Genomic DNA, 23,156 nt, shown 5'->3' with positions numbered 1-23,156 from the left:
AATGCCTTGCAGGATAGATTGCTTCACTCCAACACTCAATCCCAATCCTTCAGTTCGCAATGACGTTATATTCTATTTTACCAATGGCAACAACTGTTCTGCCACCAACTGATTACCCTTTTCATTCAAATGAACCCGGTCTTTAGTTAAAACATCCTTTTCTTTATCTTCAGGATTATGATTTGCTTCGTATTCCGCAAATACTTTTCTTAAATCGCATACAGGCAAATTATTTTTAGCGGCTAACTGCCTGATGCCTTCAGCATATTTATTTAAGTCGGCATCCATTTCGTTCGTACCATCCTTTTTTTCACCAATTACAGATGGCGTACATAATACCACCTTACTTCCAATGCCCTGAATTTTATTAATCAGTGCCTGATAAAATTTTAAATACTTATCATAATCTGTCCCGGTATGCGACGATTGTTTATGCCATACATCATTAATGCCTACATAAATCACCACCAGATCTGGTTTTTTATTTAATACATCATCCTCTAAACGTAAATATAAATCGTATATTTTGTTGCCACCTATACCAGCGCCCATCACTTCATATTTTGATGAATCAAGCAACTTTTTAAGCAATGTGATGTAGCCCATTTTAGATACGCCTTGTTGGGTTATAGAATCACCGAAGAAAATAATTCGTTTTGGTTTTAGCGACATTGATGTGAAGATCACCAGGCATAAGCCTATTAAAATTGTATTCATTAAGGTTCTCATATTTTGCAGGTTAATTATGGTTTCTTTTTAAAATCAAGATCTTGAAAATCAAAGCTGAAATCTGTTAATGGAGAAATGGCTGCTATTTTAAATCCATCCGCAACGGCGTTATTATTCAGGCTAAAGTTGACAAATGCATCAGCATCTAAACTCCGGTCGTACCATTTTACAATAAATGTATTCCCTTTATAATAAGTCATGTCACCCCGCAACTTTGGTGCATTCTTCGCCTGGAAATGCATTTTTCCATTTACCTCGCTTATGGTCACTTCGCCAAACCAGGCATCCTGATAGGTTCCGTAATAGTTTTTAATAACTGGTTTTGCAGCAGTAGCTTTTTGTGCAGCTTCAATTTCCGTCCAAACCTTGGTTACTATTTCCTTCGCCTCTTTCTCATCGGCCAACCGGCTATCATTAGAAGATTTAATTCTATCCCGGCCCTTTATTCCCAGGTAACCATCTTTAATGGAATTGGTAATTGCACTAAATGCGGCACCGGATTGTTGATTGGTTAAAACAATGATTCCTAATTTTAATTCCGGTAAAATTGTTACCTGCGTTACAATTCCAGATAAGCCGCCGGTGTGGGTAGCCTGGAACTTACCATTCACGTTACTGAGAAACCAGCCCAGTCCATAGCTGTTAAAGCTGCCCTGATTGCCAGCTGCAATAATGGTTTGAGGGGTCCATAGTTCGCGGGCTACAGCGTCGCTGAATAATTTCTGATTAAGTTTCTCGCCATATTGACCACCATTGATCATTGCCTGAACCCATTTACTCATATCAGTTACGTTTGAATAGATACCGCCTGCTGCATTTGCGATCTCACCAAAACTTAACCCAACAGGCAACAACTTTCCTTCATAGGGTGCGTGGCCGTCAATTACATTTGATTTATCTTTCAACCGATACCATGATGCGGCAGTTTTAGTCATTCCTAAAGGTTTGATCATCCGGCTTTCGATAAAATTTTCGTAAGTCATTCCTGACACCCTGGCCACCACATCGCCTGCAACAATATACATCAGGTTATCATAATCGTATTTGGTACGGAAAGAAGAAATAGGCTTTAAATACCTGAGGTTATGGATCAGTTGATTTTTAGTTACCGTTGAAGAATCGGGCCAGATCATTAAATCGCCTGCTCCAAGGCCTAAGCCACTGCGGTGCGTTAATAAATCACGGATGGTAAATTCACTGGTGACATAGGCATCATACATCTTAAATTCCGGAATCACGTCAGTTACTTTCGTATCCCAGGTAATTTTTTTCTCATCAACCAGCATGCCTATTGCAGCTGCGGTAAAAGCCTTTGTATTGGATGCTACGCCAAAAAGTGTATTCTCATCTACTTTCTTATTGGTTTTGACAGAGCGGACGCCATAACCTTTCAAATGAATTATCTTACCATCTTTTATGACAGAAACGGCTATCCCCGGAACATTAAAAGTGGTTAAGGTCTTTTCAACCACACTATCAATCTGACTGGAAGAAAGGATTTGAGCCTGTAGGTTGACCACACAGCACAGGAAAAGAACAGGAAGAACGGTAAATTTTAAAAAGAAAGAAAATTTCATTTTTGAAGATTTAAATAACGGCTTAAAGATAATAAATCTTTTATGCGCAAGCCATTCTTACTTCCCCTTTTCCAGCTTATAATCTTTATGTACAATCAGGAAACTTGCCCGCTCCTCTTTCTTAAATGGGTAATCCCAATTTCCCTGATAGGTGATTTTAGTTGGTAGTTTATCCTCACCAAAATAACCCATTTCAATATTCATCTGCACATTAAAATCAAATAACATGTTGCCATATTTCATGTCTACATATCTTCCCAGAATATTAAAATTCCGTTTATCAAATATGGTTACCAGTTCTTTGATCATGATACCATCCTTGGTCCAGCTGCTTAAATCTGGTTTCACTGAAACTTTAAAACGGTAAACCGGAATAGAATCCAGGTATGTACCGCTGGTGAAAGCATAGTCATAATACTGACGCATATTTGCGCTAAAAATTTCAGTTTTACTCCCAATAAAGGGTACCTTAACCGGCCTGCCCGGATTAAAAATCAGGGTTTTGAGTTTGTCTTTGTAGCCTTCATTAGTCCCACCTTTACCATCGCCTGTTGGGGCATTTGGCACAAAGTCAGTATTATAGGCATTCATAAAAATATAGTCAAACATCTCTACGGTGTAAAGTTGATATTTGCCGTTTTTCTTATAAACCTTACCAGTATCCTGTTTTACCAGGTATTCCATTTTATAAGGGCCGTTGTTGTTGTGTTTAATCTTTCTGTAAATCTTTCCGTCAACCTTATTTTTTTTATCATAGGTATAAATCCTGTTTTCGGCGATGAAACTATATCGTTTCATGTTTCTAAAGGATTGATAAAATGACGTATCATTAATCACTTTATTGATAAAGGTTTCAATATTCAGCTTTTCGGCTTTAATATTTACGGTAGAATCAAGGGTGATGGTTTTAATCGTATCGGGATTAAAACGGGGAATTTCCTGTGCAAAACCTGTAAAATAGACTGCGGTAATGACCAGGATTAAAAATATTTTCTTCATGCTTGTGTAGCTTGGCAAAAACGATGCCTTATTTAATTTGAGAAGCATTAATTACATGCACAATATTTATTCGTTACCCAATTGTTTTAATGCAATGTAAGCCATTAAACCGGTTGAGATTTTCAATGCATCTTCATCAATATCAAACTTTGGTGTGTGCACAGAATATTGCGTATCCTTTGCAGCATTCCCGGTACCTAAGCGGTAAAAACAGGCATCTGTTACCTGTGAGTAGAAAGAAAAATCTTCTGCAGCCATCCAGATATCCAGGTCAACTACATTTTCCTTGCCTAAAAAATCTTCAGCAAAAGATTTAGCATTGGCGGTTAGCTTTTCTTCATTAATTAAAAACGGATAACCCTTGTGGATATCGAAATCACAGCTTCCGCCCATGCTTTCGGCCATACCTTCAGCCATTTTTTTCATGCGTCTGTGCGCTTCCGCTCTCCACTCCTCATCAAGGGTTCTGAATGTACCTTCAATTTTAACTTCGTTAGGGATAATATTCGTAGCACCATTGGCCGTAACCTTACCAAAGGATAAAACAGAAGGGATGCGTGGATCGGCATTACGACTTACAATTTGCTGCAAGGCAATAATAATATGTGAAGCAATCACCACCGGATCGATATTTTGATGCGGCTGCGCACCGTGTCCGCCTTTTCCGGTTACGGTGACATATAACTCATCCGTTGATGCCATGTAAATTCCCGAGCGGAAACCTACCTTACCAGCATCTATTAGGGGCATTACGTGCTGTCCAACAATATAATCGGGTTTTGGATTTTCGAGAACACCTTCCTTAATCATGATGCTAGCTCCTCCGGGAAGCAACTCTTCTGCCGGCTGAAAGATTAATTTTATGGTACCACCAAAATCAGTTTTCAGCTGGTTTAAAATATAAGCTGTTCCCAACAGCGACGAGGTATGCACATCATGTCCGCAGGCATGCATCACTCCCGGATTCCTGGAAGCATAAGGCTTATCACTGATTTCGGTAATAGGCAGGGCATCCATATCGCCACGAAGTGCAATGACTTTTTCAGAAGGAAGATGGCCTTTAACTAAGGCGACAACACCGGTATTGGCGCAACTGGTAAATTCAATTCCCCATTGCGTTAGCTTTTCCTTCACAAATGCAGCAGTTTCAAATTCCTGGTAAGATAATTCGGGGTTGGCGTGTAAATGCTGGCGGTAGCCTACGACATCATTGAAAATGGCATTCGCTACATCTTTTATTTTATCTTTGATCATCGGTTGTAATATCTAATTGCGGAGCATTAATTTTCTCCCTGAAAATAAATAAAGTAGGAAAGGTTGGCCGGATTTCACTCATTAATCGTTGTGCTTCCAATCTCGTTCTAAAATCGCCTACCCTGACATAATAATTGGGTTCTTTATAAATCAGGTATGTATTCAGTTTAGGATACAATGTTTTAAAACGTGCCTGCTGATTAAAAACCTCCCGCCGGTCAGAACCATAAAAAATCTGCACCCGATAACCGTAAGAGGACACAATGGGTTTACCTGTTTTTACCTCACCTGAAGTCCGGTAGACCTGTATTCTTTTGGCAATCAAGCTATCAATTAATGGGTCTTTTATCACCACAACCTCACCTTTTTGAGCGAACGCCATGTTAAAGAAAAATAAACTGAAGATTAGCGTATAAAATATTTTCATGATGGTATGACAGTAGACAGGCAAAAATTGTTTTAAATACAGGAATGCCGAATTCGCTGCAAAATTCGGCATTCTTTATGGGTTGTGCAAATGTTGGCCAATCTTAGTATTGTTATCCTTTTGTGATTCGCTTTGCTGAAATAAAGTAAACATATGGAGGTTTATTCATTTCGATAATCTTAACTATTTCGATCCAATGTTTAATAATTACTTGCGTCTTATCCCAGTATCGATAACCTTTTGGCAACTTTAAGAAAAACGCTCCAATATTATGTTTAGTCAAAAGTGCTGCCTGTAATTTGGTTGAATAGATTCTTAAATCCTGAGAAATAAAAACACCAGATCGATTTCCCCAATCTGGAATCCATTCTTCGTCTTTTATTCCTTTGCCAAATTCTTTTTCAATAGAAGTGACCTCAATATTATTTCCGAGAGGATATTGTAATTTATCTAAGCCTTCAGCAAAATATTTTGAGAGGTTCTCATCTATTAAAACTTTTATCATGCCACGGCTTTACGGTTAAATAACTCAATGGCACAAACCACATCTGCTTCACGAAGATCATATAATCTGGTTAAGAAACCTACCGTTTCACCTGCTGTATAAAGATCATATAATGTTTGTGCCAAAATATTAGTTTCCTCTATAACAGGCTGGCCAAACTGGTGATGAGGGTCTATTATGATATGTTTTTCTTTTCCTAAAGGATAAAACCGCTCTGCTATATCCGAAGTAGAAAATTCAATTTTCTTACAAAATTCTTCAATTATTTGTTTAAAAGCTGCTTGTCTGGATTTGTCTGCGTGCACAACTGTTCCGTCATCCAGCGTAAAAAGAATACTTTTCCCATCAGATAACATTTTAGAAGAGGCAAAAGGATAGGCTGTGCCTAAAATCTCGGCCATATCCTGATGAGCATTTATTATTTTATTCACGCTAACATTAATTTCTCTTAATTGATAAAAAACGTAAAATTCTATGAGTGTGAAGAAATTTGTCGCTTTTTCACGGCCGTCCCCCCAGGAATATTCAACATGATGCTTTTCAGAAAACTGGTTATCCCAAAAATCTTTCATCCACCGGCGTACTTTAGCCGTTGGCAACTTTAAAATAAAAGCTACTTCAGGAATAGTGTACATCCCGCTACCAAGTTCTTGATTTAAGTTTTTACCTTTCATAGTTGATAACAAATATAATACTAATTAATTTAGCTTACTTATCATATTATTTAATAAAAATCCATTATCTAAAATACTAAACTTCCTCACCTTACTATTTTATCGCTAATATTTCTTACATTAAAAACAAGCATATCAAAAAACAGCAAAGCCGGATTTCTTATCAAAATCCGGCTTTGCTACCTGGTTTGGTTAACTATTTCTTTTGTTCCAGTTTAAATTCGTAAACTTTCGGATCGTACTTCATCATTGCACCGGTGGCAGCGTCAATAATAAAACCTGGGACAAACAGAAAATTGACTACAGATACCGCATTAAATGTGGTGGTTGGTTGAAATGTTTTTGCTTCGTAACCATTTAATTTAAGACTGACAGTTTGCCCCGTGAATCCTTTTTTTAACGTCACGTCCATTGGTGTTACACCAACTTTAATACCGTCTACTTCAATGTCGGCAGCCGGTGGATCTGTCTTGATATTAACGGTTTGTTTTGTACCGGTAAAAACGGTTGCGCAGCTCGAAAGCATCAGTGTTGCCGAAATGGCAAAAATGTTAAAAATCTTTTTCATTTGTGTGTTATTTTGTGTGTTTCTAAATATAGGTTTAATCCTACAGATTAAAAACCAAATTACACAAAAAAGGCCCTGACAAATGTCAAGGCCTTAATAATGTGCGATATAATTTATATTACAAATTTGCGCCGTGGCAATTCTTGTATTTTTTACCACTACCACAAGGGCAAGGTTCATTACGTCCTACAGTGGCTTCTTTACGAATAGGCTGCTGCGGAATGGCTTCACGCGTATCACCAAATTCAATACCCGGCTCCTCTCTTCCAAACTCCTGTTTGGTGGTTTGTAATTTAGGCTGCTTAGCCGGTGCCGGTGCTTCCCTTATTTCATCAGGCTCCTGCTGAACCGGAATACCACCTTTATATAAGAAACTGACCACTTCCTTATTCACCGCATTAAGCATGTTTTTGAATAAGTTAAAGGCTTCCATTTTATAGATTACCAATGGATCTTTCTGCTCGTAAACGGCATTCTGAACAGACTGTTTCAAATCATCCATTTCACGTAAATGCTCTTTCCAGCTGTCATCAATCAAAGCCAGTATAATGGTTTTTTCAAACGAACGAACAACCTCTTTACCTTTATTTTCAATGGCTTTCTTCAAATCAACCGCAACCTGAATGCCACGAATTCCATCTGTAAACGGAACCACAATTTGTTCGATATGCTCGCCACGTTCTTCATAAACCTGCGTTAAAACAGGCAATGACTGTTGTATTACGGCTTCTGATTTTCGGGCATAGAATGATTCTGCCTCATCAAATAATTTTTCAGTAAGCTGAGTAATATTGCCAGAGGCAAATTCTTTTTCAGTAATGGTGGTATCCAGGGAGAAATTTTTGATAACTTCCAGTTTAAAACCATCGTAGTTAGCTTCTTCTTTATATTCTGTTACGATATCTTCTGCCACATCGAACACCATGTTGTTCATATCCACATCCAAACGTTCGCCAAATAGCGCATTTTTACGTTTGGCATAAATTACCGTACGTTGAGCATTCATCACATCATCATACTCCAGTAAACGTTTACGGATACCAAAGTTGTTTTCTTCTACTTTTTTCTGCGCACGTTCGATAGACTTGGTAATCATAGAATGCTGGATCACTTCACCATCTTCAATACCCATGCGCACCATAATGCTCGAAATTCTTTCCGAACCAAACAAGCGCATGAGGTTATCTTCCAGTGAAACGAAGAACTGTGAAGAACCCGGATCACCCTGACGGCCGGCACGACCGCGTAACTGCCGGTCTACACGACGTGATTCATGGCGTTCAGTACCCACAATGGCTAAACCACCTGCTTCTTTTACACCTGCACCTAACTTAATATCGGTACCACGACCAGCCATGTTGGTGGCAATTGTAACCGTTCCTGCCTGACCAGCTTCGGCAACAATATCGGCCTCTCTCTGGTGCATTTTAGCATTTAATACATTGTGTTTAATACCACGAAGTTTAAGCATACGGCTTAACAATTCCGAAATCTCAACAGAAGTAGTACCAACCAATACCGGACGACCAGCTTGTGTTAACTTCACAATTTCATCGGCAACCGCATTATATTTTTCACGTACCGTACGGTAAACATAATCCTGCTGATCCTGTCTGGAAATATTTCTGTTGGTCGGAATCTCAACCACATCCAGTTTATAGATTGACCAGAATTCACCTGCTTCGGTAGTGGCCGTACCCGTCATCCCACAAAGTTTATGGTACATACGGAAATAATTTTGCAAAGTTACGGTAGCATAGGTTTGGGTAGCATCTTCAACCTTAACGTTTTCTTTAGCCTCAATAGCCTGATGTAATCCGTCAGAATAACGGCGGCCATCCATGATACGGCCAGTTTGCTCATCAACGATTTTAATCTTGCCTTCATCAATGATGTATTCCACATCAATTTCAAACAAGGTATAAGCTTTTAATAATTGATTTACTGAGTGAATGCGTTCTGCCTTTACCGAATAATCACGCATTAAAGCATCTTTAGTAGCTACCTTTTCTTCTAATGGCAAATCAGATTTTTCAAGCTCTGCCACTTCTGTACCCACATCCGGTAACACGAAGAAATGAGGATCCTCACCTGATTGTGTAATTAATTCAATACCTTTTTCTGTTAACTCCACCTGGTTATTTTTCTCATCGATGTAGAAATATAATTCAGAATCTACCTTGGGCATATTCTTCGATTGATCGGCCATGTAGTAGTTCTCTGTTTTTAACAACAAACCACGCACGCCGCTTTCACTTAAGAATTTAATTAAGGCTTTATTTTTAGGCAATCCGCGGTAAGCACGTAATAAAGCTAAACCACCTTCACCTTCTTCTGTTCCGCTGTTACCGGCATTGATTAATTTTTTGGCTTCATTTAAGGCCTGAGATACATAAGCTTTCTGCGCATTCACCAAACGCTCAATACGTGGTTTCAACTCATAAAACTCATGCTGGTCTCCATGTGGAATCGGACCTGAAATAATCAATGGTGTACGGGCATCATCAATTAAAACCGAATCGACCTCATCCACCATGGCAAAATGTTGTTTGCGCTGCACCAATTGATCTGGCGTTTGCGACATATTGTCACGCAGGTAATCAAAACCAAATTCATTATTGGTTCCGTAAGTAATGTCTGCGGCATAGGCTTTTCTTCTTTCCTCAGAGTTTGGCTCGTGTTTATCAATACAATCTACACTTAAACCATGAAATTCAAATAAAGGTCCGTTCCATTCACTATCCCTGCGGGCCAGGTAATCATTCACGGTTACGATGTGAACACCTTGTCCGGCAAGTGCATTTAAGTATGCTGGCAAAGTACTCACCAAGGTTTTACCCTCACCAGTGGCCATCTCAGCAATTTTACCACTATGCAGCACAATACCACCAATTAACTGCACATCGTAATGAACCATGTTCCATACCACTTCGGTTCCGGCAGCATCCCAACGGTTTGCCCATTGTGCTTTATCACCTACAATCTTAACATTACCCTTACGTGCGGCATAATCCCTGTCAAACTGTGTAGCGGTTACTTCCAGGTAATCATTTTCACTTAAACGTCGTGAAGTTTCTTTTACCACGGCAAAAGCTTCAGGAAGAATTTCTAAAAGCACTTTTTCCAGTTCTGCATCGCGATCTTTTCCTAAAGCATCGACCTGATCGTAAATGGCCGTTTTTTGATGAAGATCCAACCCTTCACCTTCGGCTTCAGCCTTTAGGGTAGAGATTTTACCATCAATTTCTGTTAAAAAATCAGATATCCTGCTTTTAAATTCTATTGTTTTACCACGCAACTCATCATTACTGAGTGCTGAAAGTTTGCTGTACTGTTCATTGATTTTGCCAACCAATGGCTGAATAGCCTTAATATCTCTTTCTGATTTACTTCCGAAAACCTTCGCTAAAAATCCTAACATTATGTTTTAAATCGTATTTATTATTAAAAAAATGGTGTGTTACAACAACTAAGCCATTGTATTGCGCTGGTCAGTTTGGCAGTTGCTGGTATAAACGGGGGCACAAAACCTTATAAAAGATTTGTTTAAGAAAAGTGTATTAAGGACTATTGTTCTTCGGTTTTTTCCTGATTGTTAAATCAGAAATCACTTGATTTACACTTACATATTTTGCAGCTTTTAATTGAGGTTGAGTTCCGATTAAAGCTAACCTTGAGTAAGATAACAAATAAGGATTCCGGTCTTCATTCAGTTGAACCGATGCCTTACCGATGGTATTGGTGCTGATATTATGCTCATTACAATACTCATTTAATATCCTTAAACCTTCAACACGTTCGGCTTTTGCCAAATGCGTTAAGCTAAAAAATACTAGCGATATGGTAACGAGGTGTTTCATGAATAGCGACAAAGCTACTTTTAATCTTTTACAAAAAAAAATCGTCCTGTTGCAAAAAGCATAGCGCAATTTTTGACTAATTTTTTGTTTACGCTCCCCCCGTATGCCCTGGCAGATTTGTAGATTGTACCTTTGCTTAAATGAAACGTCAGTGCCTGGTAAGCCATATTTTCGTATTTTAGCGGGGTCGTTAAGAATTTCCTGGCGCTTTTTTAAATTTTACTCCATGGCAAAAAACGTCATTAACATGTGTTACCGGAAACTAATTGATGCAGGCAGAAGCAATTATTGTGGTCAGCATCCATTCATTAAAAATACCAACTAAGCTAATGGATATTCAGGGAAAAGTATACCCGGCAGATGAGCGGGGTTTAACAGAAACTTCAATAGTAAAAAGGCATAGCACATTCAACTTTGAAAAGTATTACCATAAAGACAAAGTGGCTTCGGGAGCATTATTTATTTGTAATGACGAATACATTGCCGGAGGTAAGCTTTCCTTCTTTCTATCCAGGGAAGATTCCTATCAGCTGTTTTTTCCGGTTACCGGCAGATTAGATATTGTACAGAATGGCAAAGCATTTTCCATTGAAACCGGACAGGTACAGGTTTTGAATGCTGGTAAAGGTGAGGTATTGGAAATCAGCAACCCTTATTCAAACGATTTGGTAAATTACCTGCAGATTGGACTTACGACAGATCTGTTTTTACTCCGGGCAGGTGAAATGCGCTTCAACTTTGATTTCGAAAAATATCCAAATCAGCTGACAGAGATTATTTCCAGCACGAAATTACCATTTAAATTAAGCACAGGGATTTTTACCCCACAGGAAGAAATCACCTATCAGCTTCAAAACCCGGAAAACAAATTTTTCTGTTTCATTATTGATGGCGCTTTCGAAGTAGAAGGCAGGCGATTGCATGCAAGAGATAGCTTAGCACTTTGGAATGTAGAACAGGTGAAATGGAGTGCCTTGAGTAATCATGCCATTATTTTGATCTTAGCACATTTGTAGCATGTGTTTAATTTTTTATTTCTCTATTCCCTGATTATCTATTCCTACCCCACAATTCCCACTATAATCTTTCTTTACGCTCAAATATGACACCCTACTTAAATTAATGCAAATCGAAACTTTTATCTTCGATAAACCGTTAATACAAGCACATGAGAGGTTTCCGTTTTTCTGATTATAAGCCTGGCGATACGCCAAAAGGTGGGTTTGATGAGTTGTTGAAATTATTCAGCGAGTTGCTGAATTATACAGCAGGTGATGCAGCAGAGGCTTTAAGCTGGCTCAACGAACTTGACAAGCAATATAAATTAACCAATAACGACTATGGCATTGGAAATTTTATCGATGATTTGAAGGATAAGGGGTATCTAACAGAAGACAATCAATCCGGAGAATTTAAAATCACCGCTAAAACGGAGCAAACCATTCGCAAATCTGCATTGGATGAAATTTTTGGCAAGCTTAAAAAATCAGGTCGCGGCAATCATAACAGCAACCAGTCTGGTATCGGTGAAGAAAAAAATGCCGACAGGAGGGAATATAACTTCGGCGACAGTTTAGATCAGATCGACATGACAGCCTCCATCCAGAATGCACAGATCAATCATGGCATCGGTGATTTTACTTTAACAGACCGGGATCTGGAAGTAGAGGAAAAGGATTTTAAAACCTTAACTTCTACCGTATTGATGATTGATATTTCACACTCTATGATCCTGTATGGTGAAGACAGGATTACACCCGCGAAGAAAGTAGCAATGGCCTTAGCCGAATTGATTAAAACCAAATACCCGAAAGATACCTTGGATATTGTGGTTTTTGGAAATGATGCCTGGCCCATTACCGTAAAAGATTTACCTTACCTCCAGGTGGGGCCCTACCATACCAATACTTTTGCAGGTTTGGAACTGGCAACAGATTTACTCCGTCGCCGAAAAACGCATAACAAACAAATTTTCATGATTACGGATGGGAAACCAACCTGTTTAAAGGAAAATGGCAAATACTATAAAAATAGCATGGGACTGGATAGAAAGGTTATTAATAAAACCTTAAATATGGCAGCCCAATGTAAGCGGTTGAAAATTCCGATTACCACCTTTATGATTGCCAAAGACCCTTATTTGCAACAGTTTGTACGCCAGTTTACTGAAATAAATGGTGGCCGGGCATTCTACAGTTCATTAAATGGCCTGGGCGAATACATTTTCGAAGATTATATTAAAAACAGAAGAAAAACAGTAAAATAGATGAAAGAACAAAGATTAAGGCACAATGACGGGATTTTGCAATTAAATCTTTTATCCTTGCTCCTTTATCCTTACTCCAAAAACATATGCAAAACACCACACTAGGCGAATTAAAAACCACAGGATATCAGTCAAGATCAGTTAAGGAAGAATTAAGAGAGAACCTGATTAAAGTTTTAAGAGATAAAAAAACAGAATTTGAAGGTATAATCGGATACGATGAAACCGTAATACCCGAATTACAGACTGCCATTCTTTCCCGCCACAACATTTTACTGTTGGGTTTACGCGGACAAGCCAAAACACGCATTGCCCGTTTAATGGTCAACCTGTTGGATGAGTATGTGCCGTATGTAGCGGGTAGTGAAATCTTCGACGATCCGTTGAACCCAATTTCCTGGTATGCCAGAAATGAAATCGCTACCAAAGGTGATGCTACTGAAATTGCCTGGCTACACCGGAGTGAACGCTATACGGAAAAACTGGCTACACCGGATGTTACCGTAGCTGATTTAATTGGTGATGTAGATCCGATTAAGGCAGCCACGTTAAAACTGACATATAACGACGAGCGGGTAATCCACTTTGGCCTGATTCCGCGGGCGCACCGCAGTATTTTCGTAATTAATGAGTTACCAGATTTACAGGCCCGGATTCAGGTAGCACTATTCAATATGCTGCAGGAAAAAGATATCCAGATTCGTGGTTTTAAACTGCGTTTACCATTGGATATCCAGTTTGTATTTACTGCAAACCCGGAAGATTATACCAACCGTGGAAGTATTGTTACGCCACTAAAAGACAGGATAGAAAGTCAGATTCTAACCCATTACCCGAAAAGCATCGAAATATCGCGTAAAATTACTTTTCAGGAAGCCAGGCTTACCGCAGCACAAAAAGCAAATATTGAGGCCGATGGCCTGTTAAAAGACCTGATTGAGCAGATTGCATTTGAAGCCCGTAAAAGTGAGTACATTGACCAGAAATCTGGTGTATCTGCCCGGCTGACCATCTCAGCCTATGAAAATTTAATCAGTACGGCCGAGCGCAGGATGCTTATTTTGGGCGAAAAGGCTACGTTTGTACGCTTATCAGATTTTGCCGGAATTATTCCCGCCATCACCGGAAAAATAGAGCTGGTTTATGAAGGTGAGCTGGAAGGGCCGGCACATGTGGCCACCACCTTAATCGGCAAGGCCGTAAAAACCTTATTTGCCCGCTATTTTCCTGATCCTGAAAAAGCAAAAAAAACCAAAACAGCCAATCCATATACCGAAATTACAGAATGGTTTACAGAAGGAAACAATGTCGACGTAACAGACCATTTAAGCAACACACAATACAAAAAAGCACTGATGTTGGTGCCCGGTTTATATGATACCGTTAAAAAGTTTCATCCAAAACTGAGTGAAAACCAAACTTTACTGCTGATGGAATTTGTTTTACACGGACTGGCAGCGTATTCCCAGTTAAGTAAAAATTATTTAAATGGTGGCTTTGGTTTTTCTGACATGTTTGGCAGTTTATTTAATGCCGAATTTGATGAAGAAGAAGACGAGGATGATTTCAGATAAACATGATGAATGGAGTTTAACGGATATCTTTTATCGCTAAGGTTACAAAGAGAGAATCTTCCTGAAGGATATCCGTTTAACATTCCATGCCTGCAAACTTTTCAAGAACTTGCATTCCACCCGAATGTTACATTTTTCACCGGCGAAAATGGGATTGGAAAATCAACTTTTATAGAGGCAATTGCCGTTAACCTAGGCTTTAATGCCGAAGGAGGAAGTAAAAACTTCCATTTTAGCAGCAGGGAAACTCATTCCATATTACGCCAATACCTTACGATTTCCAAAAGTTTCAGGCATTTCAAAGATGGTTTTTTCTTAAGAGGAGAAAGTTTTTATAATGTTGCCAGCCAAATTGATAAGCTTGATGAAGAACCTGGTTTTAGTCAGAAGATAATAGCATCTTACGGCGGCATATCCCTACATGAACAATCTCATGGTGAATCTTTTTGGTCACTGTTCATGAACCGATTCAACGGACATGGCGTTTATATTTTAGATGAACCAGAGTCTGCACTTTCAGCAAATAAACAAATTGCCATGTTAGCAAAGATTAATAGTCTGGTACATACAAATGCTCAATTTATTATCACAACCCATTCTCCCATCCTTTTGGCCTACCCTAATGCGATCATTTATGAAATGGCCGATGGTGAAATCAATAGCATTAAATATGAAGAATCTGAAGTTTACAGGATTTATAAATCTTTTTTAGATAATCCAAAAAGAATTTTAGATAATTTATTTACATCAAATACCTAATTTAGGCAGGCCAAAAACCTGCCTTATTTTTTAAACTAATTTTTCAAACCCGATCATGGGAAGACTACCTTTTATCATTGCTGCCTGCATTTTCATTATCATTTTCGATATCTATTGTTTCAAGGCAATTGTAGCTGTTTTCAAAAAATGGAAACCAACCACAAAAAAAATCTTTGCTATCATATACTGGAGTTACAGCATCTTGCTGATAATAGGCGTCTTTGCCGGGATTTACCTCAACCTTTTTTTAACACTAAGGGCCATGATTCTGGTGGCATTCTTTTTAACTGTAGCCTGCAAAATGGCCATGTTACCGTTTTTGGTGTTAGATGATTTAAGAAGGCTTTGGATCAAAGTATTCAGGGAAAAAGAAGTCGCACCAACTGTACCAGTATCAGAAACTGATCAGATTTCCCGTTCAGAATTTTTAGTAAAGGCGGGGTTAGTCGCTGCTGCGGTACCATTAACATCATTAAGCTGGGGAATTATTTCCGGCGCTTATGATTACCAGGTAAGAAAGGTAAATCTCATTTTACCAAACTTGCCAAAAGCTTTTGATGGCATCACCATGGCACAAATTTCTGATATCCATTCCGGCAGTTTTTACAATAAAACAGCTGTAAAAGGTGGCGTGGAAATGCTGCTGGCAGAAAAACCTGAATTCGTTTTCTTTACCGGCGATTTAGTAAATAACCTCACCAATGAAGTGAGCGATTATCAGGATATATTTTCAAAAGTAAAAGCACCTCTAGGTGTTTATTCTTCACTTGGAAACCATGATTATGGCGATTATTATTTTGGTAAAGAAACATCGCCGGCTAAGGTTAAAAACCTGAAAGACATGGTTGATGTACACAAGATAATGGGTTATGATTTGTTGATGAATGAACACCGCAGACTTAAAGTAGACGGCGAAGAAATTGGCATCCTGGGGATCGAAAACTGGGGAATGGGGCGTTTTCCGAAGTATGGAAAAATGGAACTGGCGGTTCAGCATACGGATGACTTACCTGTAAAATTATTATTAAGTCATGATCCTTCACACTGGCGTGGCGAAGTATTACAGAAATATCCTCAAATTGATGCCATGTTTAGCGGTCATACCCATGGGATGCAGTTCGGCGTGAGGCTGAAGGAATACCAATGGAGCCCTGTACAATACATCTATAAAGAATGGGCAGGCTTATATCAGGAGCAAAAACAACAGCTTTACGTGAATGTTGGCTATGGTTTTCTAGGCTATCCTGGAAGGGTTGGAATTTTACCAGAGATTACGGTTTTTACCTTGAAAAGAGCTTAATGGGAGAATGACTGAATGAAAGAATTACTGAAGGACTGAAGGAGGGAATAGTGAATGACTGAAGGAAAGAATGACTGAAGGAAGGAATGATGGATTAATTGAAAGGAATGAGAGAATGGATAGGTATTACGCCAACACATTCAATCATTCAAAATTCAATCATTCAAAACTTTCTCATTCAAAACTCAATCATTCATGCATTAAATCTACCCTGCGTTAAAACGATATCCAACACCTCTTACCGTTTGTAATAACTGCGGATTATCCGGGTTTAATTCTATCTTCTTACGCAAGCGTACAATATGCATATCAAGGGTCCTGGTGTTCACATCAGAATTATAGCCCCAAACCACCAGCATCAGTTCATCGCGGTTAATGACTTTACCAGGGTTGCGCAAAAAGTACAATAAAATACGGTTTTCCAGTATGGTGAGCTCAATTTTCTTTCCATCTCTGAATAAAGTATGAATATTCGGATGATGCTCCATATTACCAAAGCGGTGAATTTCAGCAGTATCTTTATTGACGATAAACTTCACCTTACTCTCCAGCATGGCCACCAATACATCCATATTAAAAGGTTTGGTAATATAGTCTGATGCGCCAAAATTATAAGCATCAATTTTATCTACATCCTGCGCCTTTGCTGTCATCATAATGACCAGGTTTTCGAAGCCTTGTTTACGCACACTCTCGCAAACTTCTGCACCTTGTTTGCCCGGCATCATCCAATCCAGCAATACAATATCAGGCTGGTCTGCCATAATAATCCGTTCACCAGATTCACCGTCATTGGCTTCCAATATGTGGTAACCCTCGCCTTTTAAACGGTGTGCAACCAAAAAACGAAGATTTTCATCATCTTCAACAATTAATATTTTTACTTCTTTAGACATCTATATGTGTATTTATATTTTAATGTTTAAAGGTTAATTCCGTTTTATAACCTTCCAACTTTAATTTTCAACTTTTAACATTCAGCTATTAAAGGGCAATACGATCTTAAATTCTGTGCCTGAACCTACTTTACTTTTAACCGAAATTTCGCCTTCCATAAAGTTAACCAGTTCCTTGCAAAAAGCCAAACCAAGCCCCACGCTCCCCATTTGATTGTATTCGTTTTGTATCCTGAAAAACTTCTTAAAAATATTATTTAATTCCCCCGAAGCGATACCAATTCCCTTATCGGCAAAACGGAATACCAGCACACCTTTAATCAGCTTGGCACTGATGTGCAATTTCTTGTTTTCGGGTTTTGAATATTTGTATGCATTTTCAGCCAGGTTATCAAACAAGCTACCTAATAACACCGGATCGGTAATGAAGGTTTTAAAACCAACCACTTCATAGGTCATCTGAAAATCGGGATGTTTTAATGTATGAGACTCAATGGTACTTTCTATAAAATCGCGAATATTTACTGTTTCCTGGTTCAGTTTAATGGCTTTGTTTTCAATTTGCGTAAAGGCCAGTAATTTATTCATTAAGCCATTCAGTTTATCGGCCTCCTCATCCAGTATCTTACCATAAAGCTGTTGTTCCTTCTGGCTTAAAGCAGTAGCACTTTTAATATTATTACCTGCAATTTTAATCACACTTACCGGAGTTTTAAACTCATGCGTCAGGTTATTTACAAAATCGTACTGCAGCTTAAACATTTTACTGTTGATATTTAAATTGCGGTAAATTAAAAAGGCCACTAAAAGCAGCACGCCATACACCAGGAGCAGCACAAGCGCAATGGGCATAAAGTAGATAAAAATTTCTCTTTTAACGTAAGATTTAGAGCTGGTGAGGTATAGTTTGAAGTCGGAAAAAGCACCAGGCAAAGCAATTTCAGTGGTCATGTTTTCCTCAGAAGTATCAATCGGATCGTATGTTAACGGCTCTACCTGAATTTTCTGGTATAACAATGGCCGGGTATTTACCACTTTAATTTTATTTGGATTCAGCTGAAAAACAAGCATATCCTGCTGATAAACCGGCAAAGGATTGAGTTTACGCCGCATCATATCCTTATAAATTTTCAGGTCTTCTCTCCTGGGAATATTTAAGTAAGTGATTTTATTGGAATTTACGACAGAAAAATTGGTGAACAATTCTTCCTGAGAGGGTACCGCAACCGTATCCAGCTGATCAACAAAAGTAACCAGCTTATAGGCCATGGTATTAAAATCATCGCCAACCTTGAAAGACCGGGTATCGGCTTCTGAAAATAATCTGATAGAATCAGCAGGAACATTTTTACCAAACTGGAAAATAGACTTCGGACCGATCGATAATTTCCCTACGTTCATTCCATCCTTTACCGGTATATTTTTAACCTCGGTATCGTAAAAAGTAACCCTCGACACGAACGGATATTTGAGCACAATGGTATCTACAAATTTTGATGCCGTAGCAGAATCCAGAAATCCATTATAATAAGAAATCTCGGGCATTTTATTCTGAAAGAAATCGTTATAAGGTTTGATGCTCTGCTCCAGCACATTTACCTTCTCTGAAACAAATTCATTTTCGATGGATTTTTTACTGAAATTAAAAGCCAGGAAAAGCGATAAGACAAACAAAATGGAAATGAGTACAATGAAAGTAACACCCAATGAGAAATTTTTGCGATAGCCGCTTTTCTTATCCAGCGTCATAACTTATTTCCTGCTGATGTTGTTTTTTAAGAATTCTTCCAGTGCTTTATACAAAGCTGTTCTCCCCTGTTGCCTTTTAACCGGATTTGGTCCTTCTTCCTTTTCTATGTAGGTAACCGGGATGCTTCTCTTTTTAAGTTCTTTGATAAACTGTACCCCTTCTGTAACGTTAACCCTCGGATCTTTTGGGTTCTGGGCAATAAACAATGGCGACTTAAAACGGTCGGCATGAAAAACAGGTGAAGCCAAGCGCAGGTAGTCTGTATCTGTTACCGGATTGCCAATGATTTCGTAATACATCTGTAGATTTGACTTTAAAAATGGTGGAATCCCTTTCAGGTAACTGAATAAATTAATAACGCCAGAATTTGATCCGCCACAACTATAAAGATCGGCATTTTTATACAAACAATTTAGGGCAATATACCCTCCGAAACCATTACCATAAATGGCAATCTTTTTAGGGTTTGCAATCTTTTTTGCAATCAGCCAGCGTACACCATCATTAACATCTTCCTGAATTTTATTACTCCATTCTTTAAAACCTGCCGCATAAAAAGATTTGCCATAACCATTTGATCCCCGATAATTAACCTGCAAAACCGCATAACCCCGGTTAGCCAGAAACTGAACTTCGGCATTATAACCCCAGGAATTCCTTCCCCCCGGACCATTGTGAGGCATTACAACCACAGGTAAATTGGTTTTCTTGTTCCCTTTAGGCAAGGTGAGATAGCCGTTAATAGTTAAACTGTCAGAACTTTTAAAACTAACCGGCTTCATATCGCTCATCAATTCCTCCTGAATAGAAGAGTTAATATCATTTAGTTTTTTAAGCTTATTCTCAGCAGCCATGTATAAATAGTACGATCCCGGATTTTTATCGGTAAATGTTCTGATGATGAAAACATTATCCATTTTATCATTATCCATAATGCGCCACTCGGTGCCTGGCAGCAGCCGGTCTATTTTACTATAAGTTAGTTTACTTTGTGCATCCAGGTAATATTTCTGTTTTTTCCAGGTTTCACAGGTAACAAACATAATTTTATTTTGTGTTCTGGAATATCTGGTTTCCGTAACATTCAGGGTATCATTGGCAAACAGTACTTCTTTCTCTTTACCTGTTTTTAAATCAAAAGATACCAATGCATTTTTATCCCTGTTTACGCTGGATATGGCATATAATACATCAGGTTCATTTTCCGGAAAGGCCACCGGCTGAAAAGTCGTTTCAAAATTATTTGTCATCAGCGGTGCAAAAGGTTTGCTCTCATTTTCACGGTAAAGCAAGGTTTCATTCACCCCATCGCTGGCCACGGCAATTTTGAGAATACCTTTATTATCGGTTACCCATTCGGTAACATTACCCGGGTTTTTAGCCGCAATTTCCATTTTGCCGTTCCGGACATTCAGGCGATACACATCGAAAACTGTTGAATCGCGTTTATTGGAAGCCACAATAATATATTTATCATCAATCAGCTGATCTTCAATTACGCGGACTCTTGTTTTTTCATTCGAACTCAATTGCACTTGCCTGCTTCCATCCTTATTGATGACAAAGAGATCAGATTTACGCTCCTTTGTATCATCTTCAGCATAATAAATCAACTCATTGTTGCTGGTCCAGAAGTAAAAACTGATCGATTTTTCTGTCAGGTGTGTCAATTGGGTGCTTTTCCCTGTGGCCAGGTTCTCCACAAATAAGTCAAGCTTTTTATCCTGAAGTTTAAGGTAGGAAAGGCTTTTCCCGTCAGGCGATATGTGGTAATAAGCCTTATCCTGTGTTTTAAAAAAATCATCAACAGGTATAATGCCTGCTTTATCTGAGCGCTTACAGGCACAGATCAGAGCGATTAAAACCAATAAACCAATTCTTTTCAGCATAAATATTTTTTCACCGGGATGACAAAAATAGGCATCTCAACCACTTAACTATACTTTACACTAACAATGTTACTTTAACTTGTTTCCTGTTAATGGCCACTTAACAGCATACATCCCGGCAACATACAAAATAAAAATGATGTCACCAGAACGATCAGATTTAATATGACAGCTACCATACTACACGAAATCCATTCGGCCAATGTTTAGCGTTAAATCTTTTACCTTTCATGTCTTTTTATTACATTTAAAATTTATAAACCAGGATTATGAATCGTTTAATTGTCTTTGCATTTTTGATGTTGAGCTGGAATGTGCAGGCACAAATTTCACGCAATAATCAGGCTGTATTAAATGATGAAAGTGCTTTAGCCACGCAGTATTATCGCGATGGAGATTATGAAAAGGCTGTTGTTTTACTGGAGAAAATGTTTGCCAATCCTGATAACGAAGGTTATTTCGACATCTATTTCAATGCCTTATTAAAATTGAAGCGTTATGATGCTGCGGAAAAGATCGTCAAAAAAACCATTAAACAGCATCCGGAAAATGATGCTTATCCGATTGCAATGGGTAAACTTTATGAGGAACAGGGCAATGTATCATCTGCCAATAAGATATTTACCGACATCATTGCCAAACTTCCAAAAGATGAATTTAAGATCCGGAATTTAGCGAACAACTTTTACCGTTTTGAAAACTATGATCTGGCTGTTCAAACGTTTAAGCAGGGCAGAAAACTTTTAGGAAACGACCAGCTGTTTACTTATGAATTGCTGAACATATACCGGTATAAAAAAGACAAACCCATGCTGATGCAGGAGTACCTGGATGTATTGCCTTCCACCCCTCAATTGCTCCCACAGGCAGAGAATGTACTTTCCATGATTTTTGAAGATAAAAGTGACTACCAGACTTTTCAGACCGCAATACTCAGAAAGATTCAGAAAGCACCCGACGCAGAAGTATACATCAAGCTGCTGACATGGAACTATATCCAGCAGCAGGAGTTTGAACCGGCATTACGCCAGTTGATTGCCTTTGATAAACGAACAAAAGCTGATGGCGGAACCCTCTTTAATGCCATTTATACATTTGTTGATAACGGCGCGTACGAAACCGCTATAAAGGCTTATGAATACCTGCTCACTAAAGGAAAGGAAAGCCAGTACTATCTTCCATCGAAGATTGAAATGCTAAGCACACGGTACAACCTTCAAACCTCCGGAAAATATACGACAGCCGACTTAAGTTTACTGGCCAAAGATTACCAGGGCCTGCTGGATGAATATGGTAAAAACAGGAATACATTATTTGCCATTAAAAAACTCGCCAATCTGCAAGCCTACTATTTAAATGAGGCAGCCAAAGCTGAAAAAGGGCTGGAAGAAGCTTTGCAAATACCTGGAATTGGCACAGCAGACCTGGGCCAGCTAAAGCTGGATTTGGGTGATGTTTATATTTTAACCAATCAGCCATGGGAAGCATTTCTGGTTTATGAACAGGTAAGTAAACAGTTTGAAAGTCAGCCCATCGGGAATGAGGCACGCTTCAGAAGTGCCAGACTTTCCTTTTACCAGGGCAATTTTGAATACAGCAACGGACAATGCCAGGTACTCAAAGCGGCAACTTCCCAGCTGATTGCCAATGATGCCCTTAACCTGAGTTTACTCATTTCTGACAACATTCAAACACCAACTGATAGCAATGCATTAAAAATGTATGCTGATGCTGAAATGCTGGAATTCAGAAACCTGCCGGCACGGGCCATTAAAAAGCTGGATAGCATCGGAATCTCTTACCCCCAAAATGAACTGGCCGATGCCGTATTAATGAGTAAAGCCAAAATATTTATTAAATCTGCTGATTTTCAAAAAGCGGCAGATATGCTCAAAAAAGTTGCAGATAACTTTAAGGATGGAATCTGGACTGATGATGCCTTGTTTACATTAGGCGATTTATACGAAAAGAAACTCCATGATATTGTACAGGCCAAAAGCTATTTTCAACAATTGATTACGGATTACCCGGGCAGTATGTTCAGTGCCGAAGCCAGAAAAAGGTTCAGAAATTTAAGGGGAGACGGGGTTTGATGATGAGTTCAGTTGTCATGAGTTTAGTGGTTCATT

19 protein-coding genes are annotated in these 23,156 nt (G+C 38.7%); 6 read left to right on the top strand and 13 right to left on the bottom strand.

Annotated elements, in window-relative coordinates; all coding sequences use genetic code 11:
* Positions 1 to 72: 72 nt before the first annotated feature.
* From OQ267_RS04360 to OQ267_RS04315, 10 genes are all read right to left on the bottom strand, one after another.
* Positions 73 to 717 carry an SGNH/GDSL hydrolase family protein gene (locus OQ267_RS04360; protein WP_265835035.1) on the bottom strand — a complete coding sequence of 215 codons (645 nt, stop codon included), beginning with the start codon at positions 715 to 717 and terminating at the stop codon, positions 73 to 75.
* 26 nt (positions 718 to 743) lie between these two features.
* Positions 744 to 2,306, bottom strand: coding sequence for a serine hydrolase (locus tag OQ267_RS04355; RefSeq protein ID WP_265835034.1), 1,563 nt, complete (start codon positions 2,304 to 2,306; stop codon positions 744 to 746).
* A 57-nt stretch (positions 2,307 to 2,363) separates the two neighbouring features.
* On the bottom strand, positions 2,364 to 3,305 hold the full coding sequence (locus tag OQ267_RS04350; RefSeq protein ID WP_088302594.1) for a hypothetical protein: 942 nt from the start codon (positions 3,303 to 3,305) through the stop codon (positions 2,364 to 2,366).
* Positions 3,306 to 3,371: 66 nt separating this feature from the next.
* Positions 3,372 to 4,559, bottom strand: coding sequence for a M20 metallopeptidase family protein (locus OQ267_RS04345; protein ID WP_088302593.1), 1,188 nt, complete (start codon positions 4,557 to 4,559; stop codon positions 3,372 to 3,374).
* The gene (locus OQ267_RS04340; RefSeq protein ID WP_088302608.1) at positions 4,546 to 4,986 is read right to left on the bottom strand and encodes an SPOR domain-containing protein; all 441 of its coding nucleotides are present in this window, start codon (positions 4,984 to 4,986) and stop codon (positions 4,546 to 4,548) included. Before OQ267_RS04340 ends, OQ267_RS04345 begins: the two co-directional genes overlap by 14 nt.
* Positions 4,987 to 5,098: 112 nt before the next feature.
* The gene (locus OQ267_RS04335) at positions 5,099 to 5,491 is read right to left on the bottom strand and encodes a hypothetical protein (protein ID WP_088302592.1); all 393 of its coding nucleotides are present in this window, start codon (positions 5,489 to 5,491) and stop codon (positions 5,099 to 5,101) included.
* Positions 5,488 to 6,165 carry a DUF433 domain-containing protein gene (locus OQ267_RS04330; RefSeq protein WP_088302591.1) on the bottom strand — a complete coding sequence of 226 codons (678 nt, stop codon included), beginning with the start codon at positions 6,163 to 6,165 and terminating at the stop codon, positions 5,488 to 5,490. Before OQ267_RS04330 ends, OQ267_RS04335 begins: the two co-directional genes overlap by 4 nt.
* 196 nt (positions 6,166 to 6,361) lie before the next feature.
* On the bottom strand, positions 6,362 to 6,733 hold the full coding sequence (locus tag OQ267_RS04325) for a PEGA domain-containing protein (protein ID WP_265820235.1): 372 nt from the start codon (positions 6,731 to 6,733) through the stop codon (positions 6,362 to 6,364).
* A gap of 118 nt (positions 6,734 to 6,851) precedes the next feature.
* Positions 6,852 to 10,154 (bottom strand): preprotein translocase subunit SecA, encoded by a 3,303-nt coding sequence (gene secA / locus OQ267_RS04320; RefSeq protein WP_265835033.1) that lies wholly within the window; start codon positions 10,152 to 10,154, stop codon positions 6,852 to 6,854.
* Positions 10,155 to 10,293: 139 nt separating this feature from the next.
* On the bottom strand, positions 10,294 to 10,593 hold the full coding sequence (locus OQ267_RS04315; protein ID WP_088302588.1) for a hypothetical protein: 300 nt from the start codon (positions 10,591 to 10,593) through the stop codon (positions 10,294 to 10,296).
* 269 nt (positions 10,594 to 10,862) lie between these two features.
* Between OQ267_RS04315 and OQ267_RS04310 the strand changes: the two genes are divergently transcribed.
* From OQ267_RS04310 to OQ267_RS04290, 5 genes are all read left to right on the top strand, one after another.
* Positions 10,863 to 11,609 carry a hypothetical protein gene (locus OQ267_RS04310; RefSeq protein WP_265835032.1) on the top strand — a complete coding sequence of 249 codons (747 nt, stop codon included), beginning with the start codon at positions 10,863 to 10,865 and terminating at the stop codon, positions 11,607 to 11,609.
* A 152-nt stretch (positions 11,610 to 11,761) separates the two neighbouring features.
* Positions 11,762 to 12,859 carry a vWA domain-containing protein gene (locus tag OQ267_RS04305; protein WP_047798931.1) on the top strand — a complete coding sequence of 366 codons (1,098 nt, stop codon included), beginning with the start codon at positions 11,762 to 11,764 and terminating at the stop codon, positions 12,857 to 12,859.
* Positions 12,860 to 12,945: 86 nt separating this feature from the next.
* Positions 12,946 to 14,433 (top strand): sigma 54-interacting transcriptional regulator, encoded by a 1,488-nt coding sequence (locus tag OQ267_RS04300; protein ID WP_265835031.1) that lies wholly within the window; start codon positions 12,946 to 12,948, stop codon positions 14,431 to 14,433.
* Positions 14,434 to 14,442: 9 nt separating this feature from the next.
* The gene (locus OQ267_RS04295; protein ID WP_265835030.1) at positions 14,443 to 15,192 is read left to right on the top strand and encodes an AAA family ATPase; all 750 of its coding nucleotides are present in this window, start codon (positions 14,443 to 14,445) and stop codon (positions 15,190 to 15,192) included.
* A 55-nt stretch (positions 15,193 to 15,247) separates the two neighbouring features.
* A complete protein-coding gene (locus tag OQ267_RS04290; protein WP_265835029.1) occupies positions 15,248 to 16,492 on the top strand; it encodes a metallophosphoesterase in 1,245 nt (414 codons plus the stop codon).
* A 206-nt stretch (positions 16,493 to 16,698) separates the two neighbouring features.
* Here OQ267_RS04290 and OQ267_RS04285 read toward each other — a convergent pair whose 3' ends face one another.
* From OQ267_RS04285 to OQ267_RS04275, 3 genes are all read right to left on the bottom strand, one after another.
* The gene (locus OQ267_RS04285) at positions 16,699 to 17,388 is read right to left on the bottom strand and encodes a response regulator transcription factor (protein WP_088302583.1); all 690 of its coding nucleotides are present in this window, start codon (positions 17,386 to 17,388) and stop codon (positions 16,699 to 16,701) included.
* 81 nt (positions 17,389 to 17,469) lie between these two features.
* On the bottom strand, positions 17,470 to 19,137 hold the full coding sequence (locus OQ267_RS04280) for a sensor histidine kinase (protein WP_088302582.1): 1,668 nt from the start codon (positions 19,135 to 19,137) through the stop codon (positions 17,470 to 17,472).
* Between the two features lie 3 nt (positions 19,138 to 19,140).
* A complete protein-coding gene (locus OQ267_RS04275; RefSeq protein WP_265835028.1) occupies positions 19,141 to 21,027 on the bottom strand; it encodes a S9 family peptidase in 1,887 nt (628 codons plus the stop codon).
* Between the two features lie 269 nt (positions 21,028 to 21,296).
* Between OQ267_RS04275 and OQ267_RS04270 the strand changes: the two genes are divergently transcribed.
* Positions 21,297 to 23,120 (top strand): tetratricopeptide repeat protein, encoded by a 1,824-nt coding sequence (locus OQ267_RS04270; protein ID WP_265835027.1) that lies wholly within the window; start codon positions 21,297 to 21,299, stop codon positions 23,118 to 23,120.
* Positions 23,121 to 23,156 lie beyond the last annotated feature (36 nt).

The organism is Pedobacter sp. MR22-3, assembly GCF_026240075.1.
In the GTDB taxonomy this organism is placed as follows: Bacteria; Bacteroidota; Bacteroidia; order Sphingobacteriales; family Sphingobacteriaceae; genus Pedobacter.
The sequence above is the reverse complement of the archived record's forward strand: the minus strand, read 5'-3'. Positions and strand labels throughout refer to the sequence as shown.

Excerpts from the sequence above, each read along its gene's own strand:
- OQ267_RS04290 (WP_265835029.1), top strand. The coding sequence starts at position 15,248 with ATGGGAAGACTACCTTTTATCATTGCTGCCTGCATTTTCATTATCATT.
- OQ267_RS04300 (WP_265835031.1), top strand. The coding sequence starts at position 12,946 with ATGCAAAACACCACACTAGGCGAATTAAAAACCACAGGATATCAGTCA.
- OQ267_RS04335 (WP_088302592.1), bottom strand. The coding sequence starts at position 5,491 with ATGATAAAAGTTTTAATAGATGAGAACCTCTCAAAATATTTTGCTGAA.
- OQ267_RS04275 (WP_265835028.1), bottom strand. The coding sequence starts at position 21,027 with ATGCTGAAAAGAATTGGTTTATTGGTTTTAATCGCTCTGATCTGTGCC.
- OQ267_RS04280 (WP_088302582.1), bottom strand. The coding sequence starts at position 19,137 with ATGACGCTGGATAAGAAAAGCGGCTATCGCAAAAATTTCTCATTGGGT.
- OQ267_RS04270 (WP_265835027.1), top strand. The coding sequence starts at position 21,297 with ATGAATCGTTTAATTGTCTTTGCATTTTTGATGTTGAGCTGGAATGTG.
- OQ267_RS04310 (WP_265835032.1), top strand. The coding sequence starts at position 10,863 with ATGCAGGCAGAAGCAATTATTGTGGTCAGCATCCATTCATTAAAAATA.
- OQ267_RS04295 (WP_265835030.1), top strand. The coding sequence starts at position 14,443 with ATGGAGTTTAACGGATATCTTTTATCGCTAAGGTTACAAAGAGAGAAT.
- OQ267_RS04285 (WP_088302583.1), bottom strand. The coding sequence starts at position 17,388 with ATGTCTAAAGAAGTAAAAATATTAATTGTTGAAGATGATGAAAATCTT.
- OQ267_RS04345 (WP_088302593.1), bottom strand. The coding sequence starts at position 4,559 with ATGATCAAAGATAAAATAAAAGATGTAGCGAATGCCATTTTCAATGAT.
- OQ267_RS04355 (WP_265835034.1), bottom strand. The coding sequence starts at position 2,306 with ATGAAATTTTCTTTCTTTTTAAAATTTACCGTTCTTCCTGTTCTTTTC.
- OQ267_RS04350 (WP_088302594.1), bottom strand. The coding sequence starts at position 3,305 with ATGAAGAAAATATTTTTAATCCTGGTCATTACCGCAGTCTATTTTACA.
- OQ267_RS04330 (WP_088302591.1), bottom strand. The coding sequence starts at position 6,165 with ATGAAAGGTAAAAACTTAAATCAAGAACTTGGTAGCGGGATGTACACT.
- OQ267_RS04360 (WP_265835035.1), bottom strand. The coding sequence starts at position 717 with ATGAATACAATTTTAATAGGCTTATGCCTGGTGATCTTCACATCAATG.
- OQ267_RS04305 (WP_047798931.1), top strand. The coding sequence starts at position 11,762 with ATGAGAGGTTTCCGTTTTTCTGATTATAAGCCTGGCGATACGCCAAAA.
- OQ267_RS04315 (WP_088302588.1), bottom strand. The coding sequence starts at position 10,593 with ATGAAACACCTCGTTACCATATCGCTAGTATTTTTTAGCTTAACGCAT.
- OQ267_RS04340 (WP_088302608.1), bottom strand. The coding sequence starts at position 4,986 with ATGAAAATATTTTATACGCTAATCTTCAGTTTATTTTTCTTTAACATG.
- secA (WP_265835033.1), bottom strand. The coding sequence starts at position 10,154 with ATGTTAGGATTTTTAGCGAAGGTTTTCGGAAGTAAATCAGAAAGAGAT.
- OQ267_RS04325 (WP_265820235.1), bottom strand. The coding sequence starts at position 6,733 with ATGAAAAAGATTTTTAACATTTTTGCCATTTCGGCAACACTGATGCTT.